The sequence below is a fragment of the Deltaproteobacteria bacterium genome, assembly GCA_016709225.1.
Lineage (GTDB): Bacteria > Myxococcota_A > Polyangia > Nannocystales > Nannocystaceae > Xiheibacterium > Xiheibacterium phototrophicum.
This window is the reverse complement of the sequence record JADJEE010000012.1, coordinates 2027519-2046457: the sequence shown is the minus strand read 5'-3', so window position 1 is coordinate 2046457 and position 18939 is coordinate 2027519. Positions and strand designations below refer to the sequence as shown.

Here is an 18939-nt window from a genome sequence, read left to right as displayed (position 1 = left end):
GCGAACGCGATGCGATACAGTGCCGGCCTGCCCATGGCCGACGATCCCGCTGCATCCACCTCCGAGTCGTGGGATTTCGCGGGCTGGGGCACCGCCACGCGACTGACGGGGCTGGACACCTCCAAGGTCGCGGTCAAGCACCTCGACCAGCCCCACAAGAACTACCTGGGCACGTGGGCGTCGACTGCGATCTGCGGCAACGACATCACCTCGAGCTGCCTCTACGTCTCGGCACTGTGCGCGGCCCAGGCCGGGCGCTACGCGCCGATCGTGCTCGCGGTGGTCGCGGCGGTGTTGTACCTGTTCCGCACGGTCTACGCCGAGGTCGGCAGCGCGCTGCCCCTCAACGGTGGCACGTACACCGTGTTGCTCAACACCACCAACAAGAAGCTCGCCGCGGGTGCGGCCGTGCTCACGCTGCTGTCGTACGTCGCGACTGCGGTCATCAGCGCCGGCGAGGCGATGCACTACGCCCACAACCTCGTGGCCGGACTCGACGTGTTCTGGGCCACGATCGGGTTGCTGGGGCTGTTCGCGTTCCTGAACGTCGTCGGCATCAGCGAGTCGGCGGTCGTCGCCGTCGCGATCTTCTTCTTCCACATCGTGACGCTGACGGTGCTGTGCATCGCCGGCATCATCACCATCATCCGCGACCCCTCGCTGCTGTCGGCGAACTGGGGCGAGCCGCCGCCGGGAGGGCTCTCACACGCGCTGTTCTACGGCTTCGCCGCGGCGATGCTCGGGATCTCCGGCTTCGAGAGCTCGGCCAACTTCATCGAGGAGCAGAAGCCCGGGGTCTTTCCCAAGACCCTGCGCAACATGTGGCTCGCGGTCGCGACCTTCAACCCGCTGATCTCGCTGTTGAGTCTGGGCTTGTTGCCGCTGGTCGTCATCACCACGGTGCCACCCGACATGCTCGCGCAGATGGGCGACGTGGCCATGGGTCCTGTGCTGCGCACGTGGGTCAGCGTCGACGCGGTGCTGGTGCTGTCCGGCGCGGTGCTCACCTCGTACGTCGGCGTCACCGGCCTGGTGCGGCGGATGAGCCTCGATCGCTGCCTACCGCAGGTGTTGCTGCGGGAGAACGAGCTGCGCAAGACCAACCACTGGATCATCATCGGCTTCTGCGCGGTGTGTTGCTCGATCCTCGCGGCAACTGCGGGCGACGTGGAGGTGCTGGCCGGTGTCTACACGATCTCGTTCCTGTGCGTGATGGCGCTGTTCGCCATCGGCAACATGTTGCTCAAGAGCAAGCGCGCACGCCTGCCGCGTGACATCCGGGCGAGTTGGCTGGCGGTGAGCGTCGCGCTCATCGCCGTGCTGGTGGGCTTGCTCGGCAACCTGTTGCTGTCGCCCGAGAACATCCGGGTGTTCGCGATCTACTTCTTCTCGGCCGCGGGCATCGTGGCCGTGATGTTCCTGCGGGTCGTGCTGATGCGTGCGGCGCTGTCGGCCACGCGCTCGTTGATCGACGGCCTACGGCGGCTGAACGAGTGGGTCGGCACCAGCGTGCGTGGCGCGATCGATCACATCAACAGTCGATCGATCATCTACTTCACCAAGGGCGACAGCCCCGCGCAGCTCAACCGTGCGGTGCAGTACGTGCTGGAGAACGAGCAGACCACGCGCATGATCGTGGTGCACGTCTTCGCGCCCGGCGGTGAGCCACCGCCCAACCTCGGCGAGGACCTCGCGCGCATCGATCACCTGTATCCGCAGATCCGCATCGACTTCGTGGCGGTGGAGGGCACCTTCACGCCCGAGATGATCGAGGTGCTGTCGCAGACCTTGTCGGTGCCGAAGAACTACATGTTCATCAGCACGCCGGGCGACCGCTTCCCGCATCAGATCGAGACCCTCGGCGGCGTACGAGTGATCCTGTGACGGCCACGACGCGCACGAGCTTGGTCGGTCTCGACGTCGAGGCGGTGCGGTTCTCGCTGGAGCGGCAGCTGGCCGCCGCGCTCGACGGCTTCCCCGGCTTCGCGGTGCAGCGGGCCTCGCTGGTGCCGCGTGATGCCGAGGCGATTCGTCGCCGCCTGCACGCCGACGCGCTCGCGCTGTCGCCGACGATGGCACCCGCCGCCCATGCCCAGGCCGAGGCGGCGCGAGCGGCCCTGGCGATCGATGGCGCGCTCGAGCTCTACCAGTCGAGCGGCCGCGAGAACGCGGCGCTGCACTTCGTGCAGTCGCCGATCCTGCTCGAGATCCAGGGGCGCATGTTGACGCTGCTCGACGACGGTGCCGCCGTGGCGTTGTTCGGGCACGAGCTGGGTCATTGGCTGGCGCACGGGCCTTGGACGGAGCTCGGGGCCACCGCGCTGGCGGGGCTGCAGCTGGCCGAGGCGGGGGTGTTGCCGAGCGCCCAGGCCGAGGCCGCGCGTCGACTCGCGGTCGCGCGCGAGATCACGGCCGATCGCTTCGGCCTGCTCGCGTGCCAGGATCTCGACGCAGCGCTGCGGCTCGAGATGATCGCGACCACGGGCCTGCCCGGCGACGCGTTGACGTGGGACACCGCGGCCTACCTCGAGCAGGCGCGAGATCTCATGGATCGCACGCTAGCGGCCGGTGAAGCCGCGCTCGCGACCACGCACCCCGAGCACAGCCTGCGCGCCTGGGCGCTGTGGCTGTTCTCGGAGAGCGATGTGTACCAGCGCCTGACGGGGCGCGGCGCGAGCACGCGCAGCCTCGCCGAGGTCGATGCCGTGATCGCGCGCGCGCTGGGTTCGAGCCGCGTCGACGTCGACTTCGACGCGCGCGACGAGCCGCCGGCGTTCCTGGGCGAGTGCGCGCTCGCGTGCGCGGTGCTGGTCGCCGCTGCCGATGGCGTGATCTCGCCCGAGGAGCTCGACGCGATCGAGGACGCCTTCGGTCGCACCATCCCCGGCTGGTCGGAGTTGCTCGATCCCGAGGTCGCGCTCGCCCGCTTCTACGAGACCGGCGGCATGGTCCGTGCCGGCGGGCCGGATCTCGTGCGCAGCCTGTTCTTGCTGCTCACCCACGTGATGGGTGCCGACGACGTGGTCGACGCGCGCGAGGTGCAGACGATCCTCGCGATCGGTGAGGCGCTCGGGCACGGCGGCGAGTTCCGCCGCTGGATCCGCCCTGCGATCGCCGCGATGCAGTCGCCGCTCGAGCTCGAGCTGCTCGAGCAGGTCGCGATCCCGCTGCCGGTGCGCAAGCACGAGGTTGCCGACGCCCTCGCCGCGCTGTGCGACAGCGTCGAGCGTCGCGGTGAGTCGTCGATCGCACCGCGTCGTCTGCTGCGGCTCGCCGGCGTGCAGGCGACCACGCCCGAGGCCCTCGCACCCCTCGCGCAGCTGTTCCGTGATCGCGGCATCGAGGTCAGCCCGCCACTGCACGGTGCGCCGCTCGACCAGCCGGTGCGGCTGGTGGCGACCCGTCAGCCGCCATCGGCCGCGGCGGCGCCGATCGACGCCTCGAGGCGGGCGCTGACGGACGCCATCACGCGGCTGCGCGACGAGCTGATCTCCGGCGACGGACGCAGTCCCTCGGTGCGGCTGCGTCGGCTCGTGCGCGGGCGCTGCTTCGATCTCGTCGCGCTCGATGCGATCCGCCCCGGCACCGCCGAGCGCACGCTGACCTTGGTGCGCGGCGGCCGTGAGGCGGTGTTGGTGACCGCCGACGACGCCGGCCGACACGACGCCGCGGAGGCCTGCTCCGCGCAGCTGCGAGAGCTGCACCGCGAGGTCCGTGATCGCATCGAGGAGACCGGCGCCAACGAGCTGTACGTGGGCTATCCCGTGTTGGTCGGCAACATCGCGCCGCGCGGCGTGACCGAGGTCGGCTACGGCGTGCGAGCACCGCTGGTGCTGTTCCCGGTCGAGCTCGAGCGTGACGGTCGCGGTGCGCGGGGCTTCTCGCTGCGCCGGCGCAGCGACGAGGAGCCGATCGCAAACCAGTCGCTGTTGCGCCTGCTCTTCAACAAGGCCACGCTCGCCTTCCCCGACGAACTCGGACGCGAGCTCGACGACATTGTGGCCGATCCCGCGCGCGGGGTCGAAGCCATGCTCGCGAAGCTGCGCGAGATCGGCGTGCCGGTGGCGGTGGAGTCGACCGCATTGGTGCCGTTTGGCGATCGCGACCGCGACCTCGATCAGGCCCCGCCGCGGCTGTCGATCGAGGAGTGCGCGCTGTTGGGGTTGTTCCCCCAGTCGAGCTCCGATCTCCTGCAAGACTACGACGCGCTGCTGCGCGAGCTCGCCGACCTCGCGAAGGAGCCCGCCACCGTGCTGGCCTCGGCGGCCGCGTTGCTGCCCGCCACGACCGGCGTGGTCGGTGAGCCCGCGGTGACCGACCCGGGTGCGCCGGGCTGGCCGGTGGTCGCGGCCGATCCCAGCCAGCGCGCCGTGCTGGCGCAGTGTCGCAGCCACCGCGTGACGGTCGTCGATGGCCCGCCGGGGACCGGCAAGAGCCAGCTCATCGTCAATCTGGTGGCCGACGCGCTGCGTCGCGGCGAGCGGGTGGCGGTGGTCGCCGAGAAGCGTGCGGCGCTCGACGTGGTCGGGCAGCGACTCGAGGTTCGGGGCCTCGGACAGTACCTCGCGGTGGTGCACGACGTGCACGAGGACCGCAAGCCGTTGTTCGAGCGGGTGCGGGTGCGCCTCGAGGCCAAGCGACCTTCGGCCTCGCCGCCGGGCCGCCTCGAGCTGCTGCGCATGGAGTACGAGCAGGCCAAGGCCGCGCTCGAGGCCGATCGCAACCTGCTCGCGCAGCGGATCGACGACGCCGGCCTGTGCGTCGGCCAGCTCATCACGATGGTCGCCAGCGGCGAGCCCCACGTCGTCGATCCCGCGCTCGCGGGTATCGATCGCGAACGCCTGCTGCGACTGCTCGAGCTGGTCGAGCGGCTGCATCCGCACCAGGACCTGTGGGCCCCGAGCGCGTGGTGGCGCCAGCGGGGGCTCGCGCGCGGCTCGCTGCGCGGGTACGACGACGCGGCGCTCACGGCGATGCGCGTGCAGCTTCGCGACGCCATCGCCCACGCGGACGCCTTCGACGCTGCGCTGGCGCCGGCGCCGGTCGATCGCGACGCGTTGGCGCGCGCACGCGAGGGTCTGCTCGCGCTGCACGCCGCGCGTGCGGCCTGCCAGGGCCCCGACGACATCGCGTTGCTCACCGCGCTGTGCCTGCACGGCGACGACGGTGTCGCGTCGCTCGTGGAGCGCTGGCGCGGCGAGTCGCAGGCGCTGGCGCAGTGGAGCCCCGGCGGGCTCGTGGTCGACGATCCCGCCGAGCGCGCGGTGACGGTGCTGCAGTCGTTCGCCGGTCGCTGGACGCGGATCGTCTCGCCGCTGTGGTGGCGCACGCGGGCCGAGGTGCGCGCGTCGCTGGTGCGACTGTGGCCCGAGCAGGCGGCGGCCGGCTTCGATGCCGAGTTTCTCGCGCGGCTGCAATCGCGGCTGCACGCCGCGCGCGCGTGGGCGCAAGCGCGGGCGCTGTTCGAGCGGCTCGGACTGTCGGCGCGGGCGCAAGGTGATGCCGCCAGCGCGGGCGCGGCGATCGAGCGCTTGCAGCTGCTGGCCGGACTCGCGGCCCCGGTGCGTGCCGCGGCCACGACGCTGGCGGCGATCGGCATCTCGCTCGAGCGCGCCGCCACCGACGAGTGGGCGGCGCACCGTCTCGCGCAGTCCGAGGCGCAACAGCGGCTGCTGCAGGCGCTGGCGGCCATCGCAGGGGTGTTCCCGTGGGTCCTGCGCGACGACGCCACGGCACTACGCGAGCTCGCGGACCGGCTCGCCCGCGACGCGACGCGGCTGCGCGAGCTCGACGGCTGGACCGCGCTGGCGTGCGAGACGATGACGGCCGCGCCGGCGTTGCTCGATCGCGTGGCCGCGGCGCTCGCGGGTCGCCCCTTCACCGACTGGCGCGAGTCGATCGCGCGGGCATGGGCGGCGGCGCAGCTGGAGCGCGCCCGCAACCTGCAGCCACGCATCGACGATCTCGGCACGATCGCGACCGCCCAGCGCGCGGACCGTGCGATCGAGACGATGACGCGGCTCGAGCCGGAGATCGCAGCGCTCGAGGTTGCTGCCATCGTCGCTCGGGCCGACCAGGCCGAGCTGCTGCAGACGCCGAACGCGGGCTATCGCGCGCGCCGGAGCGACCCGCAGCGCGCCAAGGAGTCGCTGCTCAAGGAGGTCGGCAAGAAGAGCCGCTTGATGCCACTGCGCCGCTTCGTCCGCGAGTTCGCCGACGTCGGCCTGCTCGATGTGATGCCGTGCTGGTTGCTGTCGCCCGAGACCATGACGGTGCTGTTCCCGCGCGAGCCGCTGTTCGACCTCGTGATCTTCGACGAGGCCTCGCAGTGCACCGTCGAGTCGGGTCTGCCGGTGATGCTGCGGGCGCAGCGGGTGGTCATCGCTGGCGACGAGAAGCAGATGCCGCCGTCGTCGTACTTCGAACTCGGCACCAGCAGCACCGACGACGAAGATCGCTCGGCCGAGGAACTCGCGGTGCGCGACGTGTTCGCGGCCGAGTCGTTGCTGGCGCTGGCGCGCGCGCGCTGTCCCCACGCGGGCCTGCAGTGGCACTACCGCTGCCGCGACGAGTCGTTGATCGCGTTCTCCAACCACGCGATGTACGACGGCGAGCTGCTCACCATCCCCTCGACGCAGGGGCCCACCGCGCCGCCGGCCCTGCGGTGGATCGCGGTGGAGGGCGGGCAGTACGACGCCGGGCTCAATCGCCCCGAGGCCGAACGCGTCGTGGCGCTCATCGCCGAGCTGCTGTCGCGCAGCGAGCCGCCGACCATCGGGGTCGTCACGTTCAACCTCCGCCAGCGTCAGACCGTGCTCGACGCGGTCGAGGCCCGCGTCGCCGCCGACGACGGATTCGCCGCGGCGTGGCGGGCTGCCACCACCGTCGATGCCATCGATCGACGACCGTTCGTGAAGAACCTCGAGTCGGTGCAGGGCGACGAGCGCGACGTCATCCTGTTCTCGCTCGGCCACGCGCCGGTCGAGCGCACCCGCAAGGGCGGCGCGAGCGAGCGCTACGTGCCGGCGCGCTTCGGTCCGCTCGGGCAACGCGGCGGCGAGCGGCGCCTCAACGTCGCGATCTCCCGCGCCAAGGCCGAGTGCTACGTGGTCGCCTCGTTCGACCCCGAGTTGCTGCACGTCGGTGACGCCACCCACGATGGCCCGCGACTGTTCAAGGCCTACCTCGAGTTCGCATTCCTGCTCGGCAAGGGGCAGCGTCTGCAGGCGCAGCAGGTGCTCGACGACGTGCGCGGGCGCCGACGCAACGCCGCGGGCGAGCGCGAGCGTGCCTCGTTCGAGGGGCACGTGCCGCTCGCGGTCCAGATCGCGCTGGCGCTCGAGCGCACCGGCCTGCGCTGCGAGCTGGGCCTGGGCGCGTCGGAGTTCCGCATACCGCTGGCGATCGGCGCCGCCGACACGCCGGACTTCGTACTCGCGGTGCTCACCGACGAGGGCGCCGATGCAGCCGACGCCTTCGAACGCCATCTCCACCGACCTGCGGTGCTGCGGCTGCGGGGATGGGATGTGATGCACGTCGATGCGGCGACCTGGTCGCGCCGCCGTGCCGACGTCGTGGCGGAGATCGAGCGGCGCGCGACTCGTCGCCGCTAGGCGCCCCATCGGGCGCCGCACGCCGGCCGCGCCAGCTCGCGCCACCCCAGGCGGGGGTTCGAGCTGGTGCAGGCGCGCCGGCGGCGGAAATTCTGCACCTCGCCGGGAACCGCAGCCGCTGCGCGGCACATACCCTCGGGAGCTCGATCACGATGGCGCACGCGAACTTCGACGGCCTCGGGCCGCGGCAGCGACAGATCCTCTCCAACTCGGGCATCTCGGGCGCCGCGTTCGATGGCCTCTCCAAGCATCGCCGCGCGGCGTTCTTCGACATCACGTTCGCGCTGGTCCTGCGGGCGCAGCTGGGCGTCGCGATGCTGCGCCTGCGGGACGGCGTGGGGGGCATCCGCGACGACCGGCTCTTCTTCGACTACAGCGCCGAGTTCGTGGCGGCGGTGCGCGACAACACCGATCGGGGCACGCATGCCTTCAAGTGGGACAGCTTCGCGCGGCACCACGGCATCACCGACGCGGTGCGACAGACCACCGCCGTGATGTCGGTCCAGATCGGCTGGGCCGAGGGCGAGACCATCGAGGTCGACATCGACGTCGGCAACCCGCAGCACCCCGGCGGCATCGTGATGCACTCGCTCGAGCTGCTCAACAACCATGGGCTCGGCAAGCTCGGGCGCCTGCTGCATCTCCCGGGTGTTCGCGATCACACCGATCACACGGTGCTGATGAAGCTGCTGCACGCGCAGCCGGTGTGACCACGGGTACGCGTCGTCGTGCGCACGCTCGTCGCTGACGTGCGAGGGCCCTGCACCAGGGGCCGCGGCGTGGCAGCGCGGCGTCAGCCTTCGGGATCGAACTGCTCGCACGCCGAGTCGATGACCTCGACCGCGTCGGCGAAGAACGGCGCGTAGTCGACCGCGCAGATCGAGCCCCAGCTGCCGAACTGCAGCGACTCCGCGAAGGTGCGCAGGCGCGGTGAAGGCTCGGCGAGCCCGAGCGGCCCGCACGTGCCACCCATCACGTCGGGATCGCCGACCAGGCCGAGCACCACCACGGCCGCCTCGTTGCCGGCCTTGGCCGCGACCAGGGCCTGCTTCCAGCTGGCGGGGTCGCCCAGCGAGTCGCCGTCGTCCTCTTCGTCGGTGATGAACGTGACCACCAAGATTGCGTCGTCGCGCAGGAAGCCTTGGTTGCAGGCGCCGGGCTCGGCCTGGCTGGTCACGGCCTCGACCATCGCGTCCATCGGGCGCTCCACGTCTTGCCCGGTGATGCCGACCTTGCCCATGCACGCGAACGTCCCGCCGACATCCGGCTGCGCGTCCACCATGAAGCGATCCGGTGCCGTCACGCCGCACTCGAGGCCGGCGCTGCTCTTGGTCACGCCGGCGCCCAGGGTCTCGTCGCAGACGGTGGGTGTCGGGATGCTGTTGCACGGCGTGCCGAAGCAGTTGGGCAGCGTCATGCACACGTCGGTGCAGAGGTTTGCGTGGGCCGCATCCGTGTCGACCACCATGATCTGGTAGTTCTGTGCGTTGACCTTCTGCTGGATCGCAGCGATGAACCCGGGGAAGCTCGACACCAGCGCTTGCTGCTCGTTGAACATCGAACCCGAGTTGTCGATCACGAACAGGAAGTCGATCTTCTGGCACTCGTCGTCGTTGATGACGGGGCCGGTCTCACCGCCGCCCGAGGGGCCGCCGACGTCGAACACGCTCGCGCCCGTGCCGTCCAGCGGACCGTCATCGGCGCCGCTGTCCGGGCCTGCGTCGCCGTCGCCGTCGCCACCCAGCGTGCCCTGGGCGACGCCGGAGTCGTCGGCCGCGCTCGCGATCGTCGCGACCGCGCCACCCTCCGCGCCCCGATCGCTGCGCACGTCGTTGCATGCGCATGGCAGTGCGACGAGCCCCATGAGCACCGCGCGTCGCACGGTTGATCCGACATCCATCCGCGAGTTCCCCCGCGCCGGCGTGGTTCGCTGCGCGCCAAAGGTTCCCGCGATGCCGCGTGCGGTTGCGCAGGTTGGTCGGCCCGACGCGGAGTCCACCGCCGCGGCGTCGCGCGACGTCGCGCATGCGGGCGCCGCTCGCAGCCCGGCCGGCAAACCCTGCTCAGCCGTCGGCGCGGCCGAGCTGCTCGCGGAGCTGCTCGGCCCACTGCGCCAGCCCGTCGTGGGTCGCGTGGAAGTGGGCGGCGTCGTGGGCCTGGCGTCGCAGCTGCTGCCGCAAGAGCTCATCGGCGCGGCGCAGCCGACTGGCGACCGTGCCCGCCGGCAGCTCGAGCGCGGCGGCGATCTCGGTGCGCGAGAGGCCCTCGAAGTAGACCAGCTCGAGCACGATCTGATGCTCGAGGGGGATCGCGCGCAGCGCCTGCAGTAGCAAGGCCTGCTCGCGTCGGCGCGCCGCGGCGGTGCGCGGGGATGGCCCGAGGTCACGCACCGCACTGCTCTCGAGATCGATCTCGCCGATCTCGGGCCGGCGCCTGCGGATGTGGTTGCGCAACACGTTGTGGGCGAGGCCGAACAGGAAGGTTCGAAAGCTGCTCTCGCCGCGGAAGCTGCCCAGGGTGCGGGCACACAGCTCGAAGGTGGTGCCGACCAGCTCCTCGGCGTCGTCGCCGTCCCAGATCTTGTTGGCGAAGAAGCGAGCGATCGAGCGCAGGTGTCGATCGACGAGTCGGCCGCCGGCGGCCCGATCACCGGCGGTCCAGGCCGCGTAGAGCTCTTCGTCGCTGCTCATCGCGCGCCCTCAGGGACATCGGTGCACGCGACGGCGCCAGCGACCCACGCCTGTAACGCCGCGGCCGGCACCGGTGCGTCGAAGTGGCGCCGCCACAGCAGCCCGTCGGCGCCGGCGTAGGCGAAGTGACGACCATCGGCGCCGACGGCCACGCTGCGATCGCCCAGCGTGGTCGTGCCGGTGGGAATCGCGTACGCGAGCGTGGTGCCATCGCGGGCGTCGATGACATAGGCCTGCTGGCCGACCGCGAACAACGTGTCGGTGTCGGCACCGAACGCGACGTCCTCGAGGCCCACGACTGCCGTGGTGATGATCCGCGACTCGCCGGTGACGGCGTCGAAGATCGTCATCGTCGGTGAGACCCCGGCTGCCAGCACGCGCTCGCCGCTGCGGTCGACGATGACGTGACGCCAGGCAGGCTCGACGTCGACGCGCCAACTCGGTGCCTGGGCGCCCTCGTCGAAGCGCGCCAGCTCGCTCCCGAGTGTGACCACGCTGCGCCCGTCGGGGCTGACCGCACTCGCATGCCACGAGCCCGCGCGCAACATCACCGCGTCGCCACCCGGCCGCCACCGCTGCACACCGTCGACGCCGCGCCATGCCACGGTCTCGTCGTCGGCGAGGAAGCGGAGCTCGTCGGTACCGTGCAGGTCGCCCAGCCGTGCGATCTCGACACCGTCGGGGCTGCGGATGGTGATTGCGTCACCGCTGCCGACGGCCAGCCGCGCTGCGTCGCGCGACAGTGCCAGCGAAGGCGCGACGCCGGCGCTCCCCTGCACGATCACGACGCTGCCATGGGTGTCGGTGCGACGCACCGCACCGTCGTCACCGCTCGACAGCAGTGTCGTCGTGTCCGCGTCGATTGCCACGTCACCGGCAGGGCCGGCGCCGCGCTCGAGCACGGCGCCGTCGGGCCATCGCCACCAGCGCGCCTCGGTGCCCTCACCGACCGTCACGATCGCCGGGGCGCCGTCGAGATCGGGGACGATCGCGAGGTCGGTGATGCCGGGCTCACTGCGAAGCGTTCGCTGATCGTGGCCGGTGCGATCGAACAGCGTGCTGCTGCCGTCTTCGCGCAGGCCAACCACGCGGCCGTTGCCCATGACCCACAGTCGCTGCGCGCGTGCGCCGGTGTTCATGGTCCGCGAGCGTCGGCTCGCGAGATCCCACGCGACGATCGGACCCGCAGCGCTCGCGAGCGCGACGGTGGTGCCAGCGGGATCGAACGCGATCGTGTCGCCCCGCAGTCCCGCGGGAATCGGGAGCAGCGTCGGCGTCGTGGCGCCGTCGTGCCACACGGCCAGACCGTCCGCCGCGAGCGCTGCGATCCAGCGGCCGTCCGGCGACAGCTGCGGCCCCGAGCGCACCGCACCTGCGAGGGTTCGTCGGCGATCGCCAACGAGATCGTGCACCCACAGTCGATCGATGCCGTTGCCCCCGACCACCTCGGTGCCGTCGCGGTTGATCACCGGTGCCCACTCGACCTCGGATAGCGTGCGACGTAGCGGCGCGACGTCATCCGCCAGCGGCGTCACGATCGCGACGGTCGTATCACCGTGTTCGATGACCGTCACGCGCGAGCCATCGTCGGCGAAGCGGCGCGCGCCCGCGAATCCGGCCAGCTTGCCGAGCTCGCGGGCGTCGCCGCGCGCGAGGTCCCACAGCCGGATTGCGCCCGCTTGCGCGGTCACGACTTGGGTCTCGTCACGCGAGAAGGTCAGCTCGGGGAACACGTCGGGGGGTCCCGCGTCGAGCACGACGCGGCGGCCGCTCGCGAGCTCGATGAGCACGTACGCGCCGCCTTCGTCCTGCGTGTGCCAGGCCCAGCGGCCGCCGGGTGACAGCACGCGCGCGCTCGTGGTCGGGGGCAGCTCGGCGATCCGCTCGGCGACACCGGCCTCGATCGCCTCTGCGGCGAGCATGCGAGCGCTGGGGGCCGACCACGCGGCCGCGGCCTCGGGCAGTCGGCGCAGCGAGGCCAACGCACGTGTCGGATCGGTGGGCAACAACAGCCGCGACTCGGCGACGATGACCGCTTCTTCGCGGGCGCGCAGCGCCAGCTCGGCCTCGTCGGCGCGGGAGCGCTGATCCACGACCTCGCTGCTCAACGCCTCCGCGCGGGCGTCGTGGGTCTGCTCGCGCTGCATGAACATCCCCACGCCGCCCAGCAGCAGCAGCCCGCTCACGACCGCGCCGGCGGCCGCGACGCGACGGGCGTTCGAGCGCAGGATGCTCTCGAGCTGCCCGAGCAACGCGTCCATCGACGCGTGGCGTTGTGCGGGCTCTCGCGCGAGCCCGCGCAGCAGACAACGTCGCAGTGCACGGGGCACCTGCGCGCCGTGGCTGGGCTCGTGCAGTCGCGATTGGATCACCGCGGCCGAGAGCTCCGCGAGGCTCTCGCCCACGAACGGCCGCTCGCCGAACAGCCCCTCCCACAGCGCGACGCAGAAGCCGAACTGATCGCTCTGGGCGTCGGCGCGTCGCGCCAGGTGCTGCTCCGGAGCCATGTACGCCGGCGTGCCGAGCACCATGCCGGTCCTGGTGAGCGGCGCTGCGGGGCCGAGCGCCGGCTGCGGGGCACTCCCATCCTCGACGTCGCCATCCGACGGCGATGCCATGTCGCCCGCGAGGCCGAAGTCGAGCACGCGGACGCGACCGTCGTGTCCCACCAGCATGTTGTCGGGCTTGACGTCGCGGTGCACGAGGCCCGCCGCGTGGGCAGCTGCGAGGCCGCGGCCGGCCGCGACGTACATCGCCGTGATCGCGCGCCAGCCACGGCTGCGTTCACGCACCCACGTGCCCAGCGTGACGCCGTCGACGAACTCCATCGCGATGAAGAGCTGCTCCTCGTGGGTGCCGACCTCGAACACCTGCACGATGCTGGGATGGGACAGGCGCGCGAGCGCCTTGGCCTCGCGGACCAGCCGTGCACGGCGCGAGGCCTCGCGCGCGGGGTCGAGCGTGTCGGCGTTCAGGAGCTTGAGCGCGACCTTGCGGTCGAGCGCGGTGTCGTAGGCGGCATAGACCACGCCCATGCCACCGGCGCCGAGTCGCTTCAGCACGGTGTAGCGACCGATCCGCACCGGCTCCACCACCTCGCCGAACACCCGTCGGTGAACGGCGGCGCGCACCCGCTCGACCGAGATCGTGTCGGGGGCCAGCCCGAGATCGTCGCCGGGCGTTGCGGGCTGGGCGGGTGCGCGTTCGATCGCGGCGGCGTCGACCGTGTCCGCCTGCTCGACCGACCCCGCCACCTTTCCAGGGTAGGAGTCGCTTCGGACAGGCGTCAATCGCAGGCGCTCGAGCAGTCGTGGCATGGGTCTCCCGCGGACGTCGCGGCCTCTTCGAGCTGCCTGTGTCGCGCCGGCGCCGATCGGATCGAGCAATCTGCGAGGCCGGCGAATTCGGGCGCCTGCGTGGGCGCCCGTCCTCCACCCGCGGGGAGGGGCTGTCCGCGTCGTGGCTGCGCGTCGGGGCCGGCCTGCAAGTGGGCCCGCACCCGGGCCGACCAGCGGGCCTACGTGCGCGTGGGTGGATCGCAGGACGGCGATGCAGGGAGCGGAGCGACACCGCGGCTGCGCCTCGCGAGCGAGGCCCTGGCGAGCTCGTGCGATCGCGTGGCATCGGCCGCGACCGCGCTGCACGTCGCCGCGTGCTCGCTGCATCACGCGTCCGCAGGGCTCGCGGTCGTCGACGGGCGCGAGCGCGATCGGGCGCGCCGCGTTCGTTCACCATCGGAGCCGGGCTCGTCCCGGTGAACGCCGCGAGCCCTTGCCGGACCTCGGGCGCCACGTGCCGGCTCGCGGTCGCCGAGCTCGAGGGGGTGCTTCAGGCGGCGGACCCGTCGCGCTCAGCCGGGGCCGAGCGCGGCGAGGGCCTTGCGTACGGCGGCGTTGCCGGGGCGGGCGGCGAGCGAGGCCTCGAAGTGTTTGCGCGCGGCTGCGGTGTCACCGGAGCGCTGCGCGATCACGCCGAGGTTGTACAGCAGGGCCCCACGCGCGGCGGGCTTCGTGGTCTCGTCGAGCCCGTGCTCGCAGGCCGCACGCGCGTCCTCGAGCCGACCCGCACGCATGTGCTCGACGCACTGCGTGCCCCACGAGACCGGGGCATCACCCACCTCGCACGTGGTCGTGCCGCTGGGCGCTCGCGTGGCCATGGTGGTGATGAGCGCTCGCGCATCGGCGTGGTAGCGCACGCCCAGGATGTCATCGTCGTGTTTGCCCACGGGTATGGTGCCGCTGGCGCTGACGATGGCGAGCGCACCGTCGCGCTGCTGCGTGAGTGCATGGGCGCCGTCGTTCGCGACCCACCAGCCGTCGGCGCGCTCGACCTGCGGAAACGCCGTGGTGCTGCCGCAGGTGTCCGCGGTGCTCGGGCAAGTCTTCGGTGTGAGCGCGCGCGACGACCAGCGCCGCACGCCGCCACCGACGGTGTCCGCGTCTTCCTCGAGGTGCACGAGCTCGCCGCGCTGGATCGCGAAGACCTCGAGATTGGGGCTCATCGCGTCGCAGACGTCGCAGCCGCCATCGGTCTCCCGCGGGCCGCAGGGCGGTGGATCGGGTCGTGGCGCGAGCACGTCCACGCCGGTCGCGACGCCGGGGTCGCAGCCGCGCGGCTTCAGCCCCTTGCCGCTGTGCTTGGTCGGTGACGCGACCATCGTCAGCGGGTACCAGTCTTCGCCGTAGAGGTTCATGCCTTCGCACGTGTTGTGCGTGTCGACCTGCATGTACAGCACGCCGCCGACGAGCGCTGCCGGACGAGGGTCCATGAACTCGCACTCGCCACCCTCGTCGACGCCGTCGTCGACCGGGCCCGGCGCGCGGCAGCTGCAGATCGGGCCCTCGCCCACGGCATCGCTCACCGCTTCGCCACACGCGTCATTGCGATCGCAGGCGCAGGTTGGGATCGCCGCGCCGACGCCCGCGTGGAACGACACCTTCGGAGTTGCCGTCGCGTCGTCGAGCACCCAGATGCCGGTGACGCGCAGCGGCGCGATCGCAGGATCGATGGGCGCGACGATTGTCTGATCGGGCCCCACGATCGCGAACGCAGCGATCGGACCGGGTGGCAGCGGCGAACGCAACGCGCCCGCGATCGCTGCGCTCGCCGCGACCTCGCCCGCAGGCGCGTCGGCAGGCGTCACCTCCGGCCGCGGCGCGTCCGCGTGCGGTGCAGCGGGGGGCGCCGCCGCGGTGCTCGCCGCGTCGACGGGCGTCGCGGGCGTGGGCGATGCATCGGTCGGTGGCGTCACCGGGTCGCCGGACGCGCCCGGCGACGGGCTCGCGTCCGGCGCTACGCGACCGCAAGCGAGGGCGACGACGCACGCGAACAGCGGCAGAGCAGGGCGCACGCACGCCAGGTTCGCACGGACCGCCGCGCGGTGTGTCGTGTCGTCGCCGCACCGCATCAGGACGGAAGCCATCCGCCCCGCGTCCCGCTCGACGCTCCCGTACGACGTCACGACCGGGGCTACGAAGCTGCGTCGCCCACCCAGTGCGCCCGGAGAGATTCGAACTCCCGGCCCTCAGGTTCGAAGCCTGATGCTCTATCCAGCTGAGCTACGAGCGCGTTGTGGGCGGGAGCCTATCAGCGACCCGCGACGGCAGCAACCGCGCGGGCGCGCGGGGGCGACGCGTCACGGGCAGAGGCCGCACTCGTGCAGCGCGACGTCGCCGACGCAGACGTCGTCCCAGGCGACGTCGCAGCAGTAGGGGTCGTGGTCGCAGACGCAGGCCGATACCTGGGCGTCGATGCAGCCGGCGCGCTCGGAGGCGAGACAGCAGTCGGTCGGCGGGATCTCGGGGCCGCTGCAGCCGCCGCCACACTCGCCCCACGTTGCGATGCCCACGCAGGTGTCGTCCCAGGCGGTCTCGCAGCAGTAGGCATCGAAGCCGCAGACGCAGGCCTCGAGCTCGGAGTCCTGCGCGCAGCCGGGCTCGATGCTGGCGCTGCAGCACACCGCGTCCAAGGTGCCGACGGTATCCGTATCGGTGTCGTTGCCGGTACCGTTGCCAGTGCCGACGTCGAGCTTGTACGGCGTGTCGGCCCCGTCCGAGCTGCTCGATGCGTCGGTCGGCATGCCGGCGCCCGCGCTCGAGGTCGCGAGGTCGTCGTCGGTGTCGCGGGGGCGCTCCGGCCCGTCGGGTCGCTTCTCGGTGCCACCCGTCGAGGTGGCCGAGTCGCTGCCGCCAGCGGCGAGGTCGTCGACGCCGCCGATCGAGCCGACCACCTCGCACGCGCTCGCCACGACGACGAGGCCCGCAAGACCTGCGAGGACGACGAGGGACGCTGGCACAGTCGAAGACACGCGACGGGAGCATCGCGCGGCGCGATGGCGCGACGACGACGTGCGCGTCGCAGTTTCGCACCGGCTCGGCCCATGCACACCCATCACGAATCGACGTCGATGCATGGTGCCGTCGCGGCGAGTCCTTCGCGAAGCGGGGATCTGCGCGCTCGTCTCGGGATCGTCGTCGTAGGGCCGCCGATCGCGCCCGCAGCGGCCCACCGCGGCACCCCGCGATGCTGTACGCCTGCGCCCTGGCAGCTTCGCACCCGTGCGCCTGCTATTCTCGGATGCGATCGCGGCGCACTCTGCACCGCGACCGCCAAGACCGCCCCTGTCGCACGCGCCGGGGCTTCGCAGGGGAACACCGATGTCCAAGCTCCCGACTCTGCACCGCCGCGCACGCGCCGTCGTCGCGGGCATGTCCCTCGCCGCGCTCGGCGGCGTGTTGTTCGTCAGCCACGATCGCAGCGATGCGGGGCTTGCCGCCGAGGACATCACGCCCGAGTCCGTGACGGCGCTCGCGGCCGAGCTCGGCGTGGGCTCCGAGGCCACCACCGGGCGCCTCGTGCTCGACCTCGTGGACCCGCAGGAGGGCGAGGGTGCCTCCGAAGACGAGATCGCCGCGTGGGTCGCGGCCCTCGACGCGCGCCCCGACGTGCGCGTGCAGTCGGCCGGCTTCTACAGCGAGGGCGAGCACCTCTTCGTGCTCGAGGCCGAGGGCGCCACGCGCCCCGATCTTGCCGAGGCGCTGGCCGACGGCATCGTCGAGGGCTTCGAGCCCGAGATCATGTACGGCCTCGACGACATCGACGCCGCGCCCGCGGTCGACGACGAGCTCGAGGCGAACAAGGGCACGCGACTGCCGGTCGACGACCCGATGTTCAAGCTGCAGTGGCACATGGAACAGATCCACGCGCCCGAGGCGTGGACGACGACCCGCGGCGAGGGCACGGTGGTCGCGGTCATCGACACCGGCGTCGCGTACAAGGACGCCGACGGCGTGCGCGGCCTGCCGGATCTGAACAACACCGGCTTCGTCGAGGGCGAGAGCTTCATCGATGGCCTGCCCAAGGGCCTCGATGATCACGCCCACGGCAGCCACGTCGCCGGCACCATCGCGCAGAGCACCAACAACGGCATCGGCGTCACCGGTGTGGCCTTCGGCGCGAAGATCATGCCGCTCAAGGTGCTGTCGAAGGACGGCCGCGGTGCGGTGCCGGGCATTGCCAACGCGATCCGCTACGCCGCCGATCACGGCGCCCACGTGATCAACATGAGCCTCGGCGGCCCGCTACCCTCGCGCGTGCTGGCCAAGGCCATCGAGTACGCGCACAAGAAGGGCGTCGTCACGGTGTGCGCGGCGGGCAACGAGCGCCGCTCTCGCGTGGGCTACCCCGCCGCCAACAAGTTCTCGATCGCCGTCTCGGCGACCGACTACGGCCGCGAGCTGACCCACTACAGCAACTGGGGCAGCGACATCGACGTGGCCGCGCCCGGCGGTGACACGCGCGCCGACAAGAACGGCGACGGTCAGCCCGACGGCGTCCTGCAGAACACGATCCGCATCGGTCGCCCGATGGAGAACGACTATCTGTGGTTCCAGGGCACCTCGATGGCCTCGCCGCACGCCGCTGGCGTCGCGGCGCTCATCGTCTCGAGCGGCGTCACCAATCCCGACGAGGTCGAGCGCGTGATGAAGGCGACCGCGGTACACCCGAAGAAGGTGAAGTGGGACGATCGATTCGGCGCCGGCATCGTCGATGCGCAAGCGGCCGTGTCGGCGCAGCGGGACTACGCGCCCGAGCGCGCCGGCTTCACCGGGCTGCTCTTCATCGCCGCGATCGGTGGGCTCGGCCTCGCGCAGCTGCGTGGCCGCGCGCGTTGGCTCGGCGCGGCCGGCTTCGCCGGTGCGGTGGCATGGACGAGCGGTGCGCTGGGCACCACGCCGATGGCGTACCAGGCCGCGTCGCTCGCCGGCGGCGGTGATGGTTGGCTCGGCTTTGGCTCGCCGCTGTGGTTCTCGGCCGCGCTGCCGCTCGCCGCGAGCGTCGCGTTGCTCAAGGTCCGCGCGCTGCGACCGGCGCTCGTGGGGCTCGGCCTCGGCACCGCCGCGATGCTGCTGCACGGCGCCTTCGTGCTGCCGACCCTGGTGACGGCACTCCCCGGTGGCGCGTGGGTCGACCGCGCGTGGCTGCTCGGCAACGGCGTGCTCGCGTGGGCCCTGGCCCGTCGCGTCGGTCGGGTCGGCGGCACGTCGCCGGACGCCTCCTAGGCCGCGCGGCCCTCGGGGAGCCCCCGGCCGGGCAGCTGGCCGGGGTCGGGGGCAGCCTCACGGCGGGCCCGCAGG

At 72.0% G+C, this 18939-nt stretch carries 9 protein-coding genes and 1 tRNA gene; 4 read left to right on the top strand and 6 right to left on the bottom strand.

Features of this window, described 5'->3' with window-relative positions; all coding sequences use genetic code 11:
- Positions 1-33: 33 nt before the first annotated feature.
- From IPH07_33465 to IPH07_33455, 3 genes are all read left to right on the top strand, one after another.
- Positions 34-1884 carry an APC family permease gene (locus tag IPH07_33465; GenBank protein ID MBK6922347.1) on the top strand — a complete coding sequence of 617 codons (1851 nt, stop codon included), beginning with the start codon at positions 34-36 and terminating at the stop codon, positions 1882-1884.
- The gene (locus tag IPH07_33460) at positions 1881-7613 is read left to right on the top strand and encodes a DUF4011 domain-containing protein (protein MBK6922346.1); all 5733 of its coding nucleotides are present in this window, start codon (positions 1881-1883) and stop codon (positions 7611-7613) included. Before IPH07_33465 ends, IPH07_33460 begins: the two co-directional genes overlap by 4 nt.
- Before the next feature lie 152 nt (positions 7614-7765).
- Positions 7766-8323 carry a hypothetical protein gene (locus IPH07_33455; GenBank protein MBK6922345.1) on the top strand — a complete coding sequence of 186 codons (558 nt, stop codon included), beginning with the start codon at positions 7766-7768 and terminating at the stop codon, positions 8321-8323.
- Between the two features lie 83 nt (positions 8324-8406).
- On the opposite strand, the gene IPH07_33450 is transcribed toward IPH07_33455, so the two are convergent.
- The 6 genes from IPH07_33450 to IPH07_33425 all read right to left on the bottom strand — a co-directional run bounded on the left by IPH07_33450 (position 8407) and on the right by IPH07_33425 (position 16550).
- On the bottom strand, positions 8407-9513 hold the full coding sequence (locus IPH07_33450; GenBank protein ID MBK6922344.1) for a hypothetical protein: 1107 nt from the start codon (positions 9511-9513) through the stop codon (positions 8407-8409).
- A gap of 163 nt (positions 9514-9676) precedes the next feature.
- Positions 9677-10303, bottom strand: a complete 627-nt coding sequence (locus IPH07_33445) for a sigma-70 family RNA polymerase sigma factor (GenBank protein MBK6922343.1) — start codon at positions 10301-10303, stop codon at positions 9677-9679.
- Positions 10300-13557 (bottom strand): protein kinase, encoded by a 3258-nt coding sequence (locus tag IPH07_33440; protein ID MBK6922342.1) that lies wholly within the window; start codon positions 13555-13557, stop codon positions 10300-10302. Before IPH07_33440 ends, IPH07_33445 begins: the two co-directional genes overlap by 4 nt.
- Before the next feature lie 596 nt (positions 13558-14153).
- Entirely contained in the window at positions 14154-15446 is a 1293-nt protein-coding gene (locus IPH07_33435; GenBank protein ID MBK6922341.1) for a tetratricopeptide repeat protein, read from the bottom strand.
- A gap of 351 nt (positions 15447-15797) precedes the next feature.
- Positions 15798-15871, bottom strand: a tRNA-Arg gene (locus IPH07_33430).
- 67 nt (positions 15872-15938) lie between these two features.
- Entirely contained in the window at positions 15939-16550 is a 612-nt protein-coding gene (locus IPH07_33425) for a hypothetical protein (GenBank protein MBK6922340.1), read from the bottom strand.
- A gap of 409 nt (positions 16551-16959) precedes the next feature.
- Here IPH07_33425 and IPH07_33420 point away from each other — a divergent pair, with 409 nt between their 5' ends.
- Positions 16960-18864 (top strand): peptidase S8, encoded by a 1905-nt coding sequence (locus IPH07_33420; GenBank protein ID MBK6922339.1) that lies wholly within the window; start codon positions 16960-16962, stop codon positions 18862-18864.
- Positions 18865-18939: the final 75 nt, after the last annotated feature.

Bases quoted from the DNA above. Each gene is read 5' to 3' on its own strand.
- IPH07_33465 (MBK6922347.1), top strand. From the start codon at position 34: ATGGCCGACGATCCCGCTGCATCCACCTCCGAGTCGTGGGATTTCGCG.
- IPH07_33455 (MBK6922345.1), top strand. From the start codon at position 7,766: ATGGCGCACGCGAACTTCGACGGCCTCGGGCCGCGGCAGCGACAGATC.
- IPH07_33450 (MBK6922344.1), bottom strand. From the start codon at position 9,513: ATGGATGTCGGATCAACCGTGCGACGCGCGGTGCTCATGGGGCTCGTC.
- IPH07_33445 (MBK6922343.1), bottom strand. From the start codon at position 10,303: ATGAGCAGCGACGAAGAGCTCTACGCGGCCTGGACCGCCGGTGATCGG.
- IPH07_33420 (MBK6922339.1), top strand. From the start codon at position 16,960: ATGTCCAAGCTCCCGACTCTGCACCGCCGCGCACGCGCCGTCGTCGCG.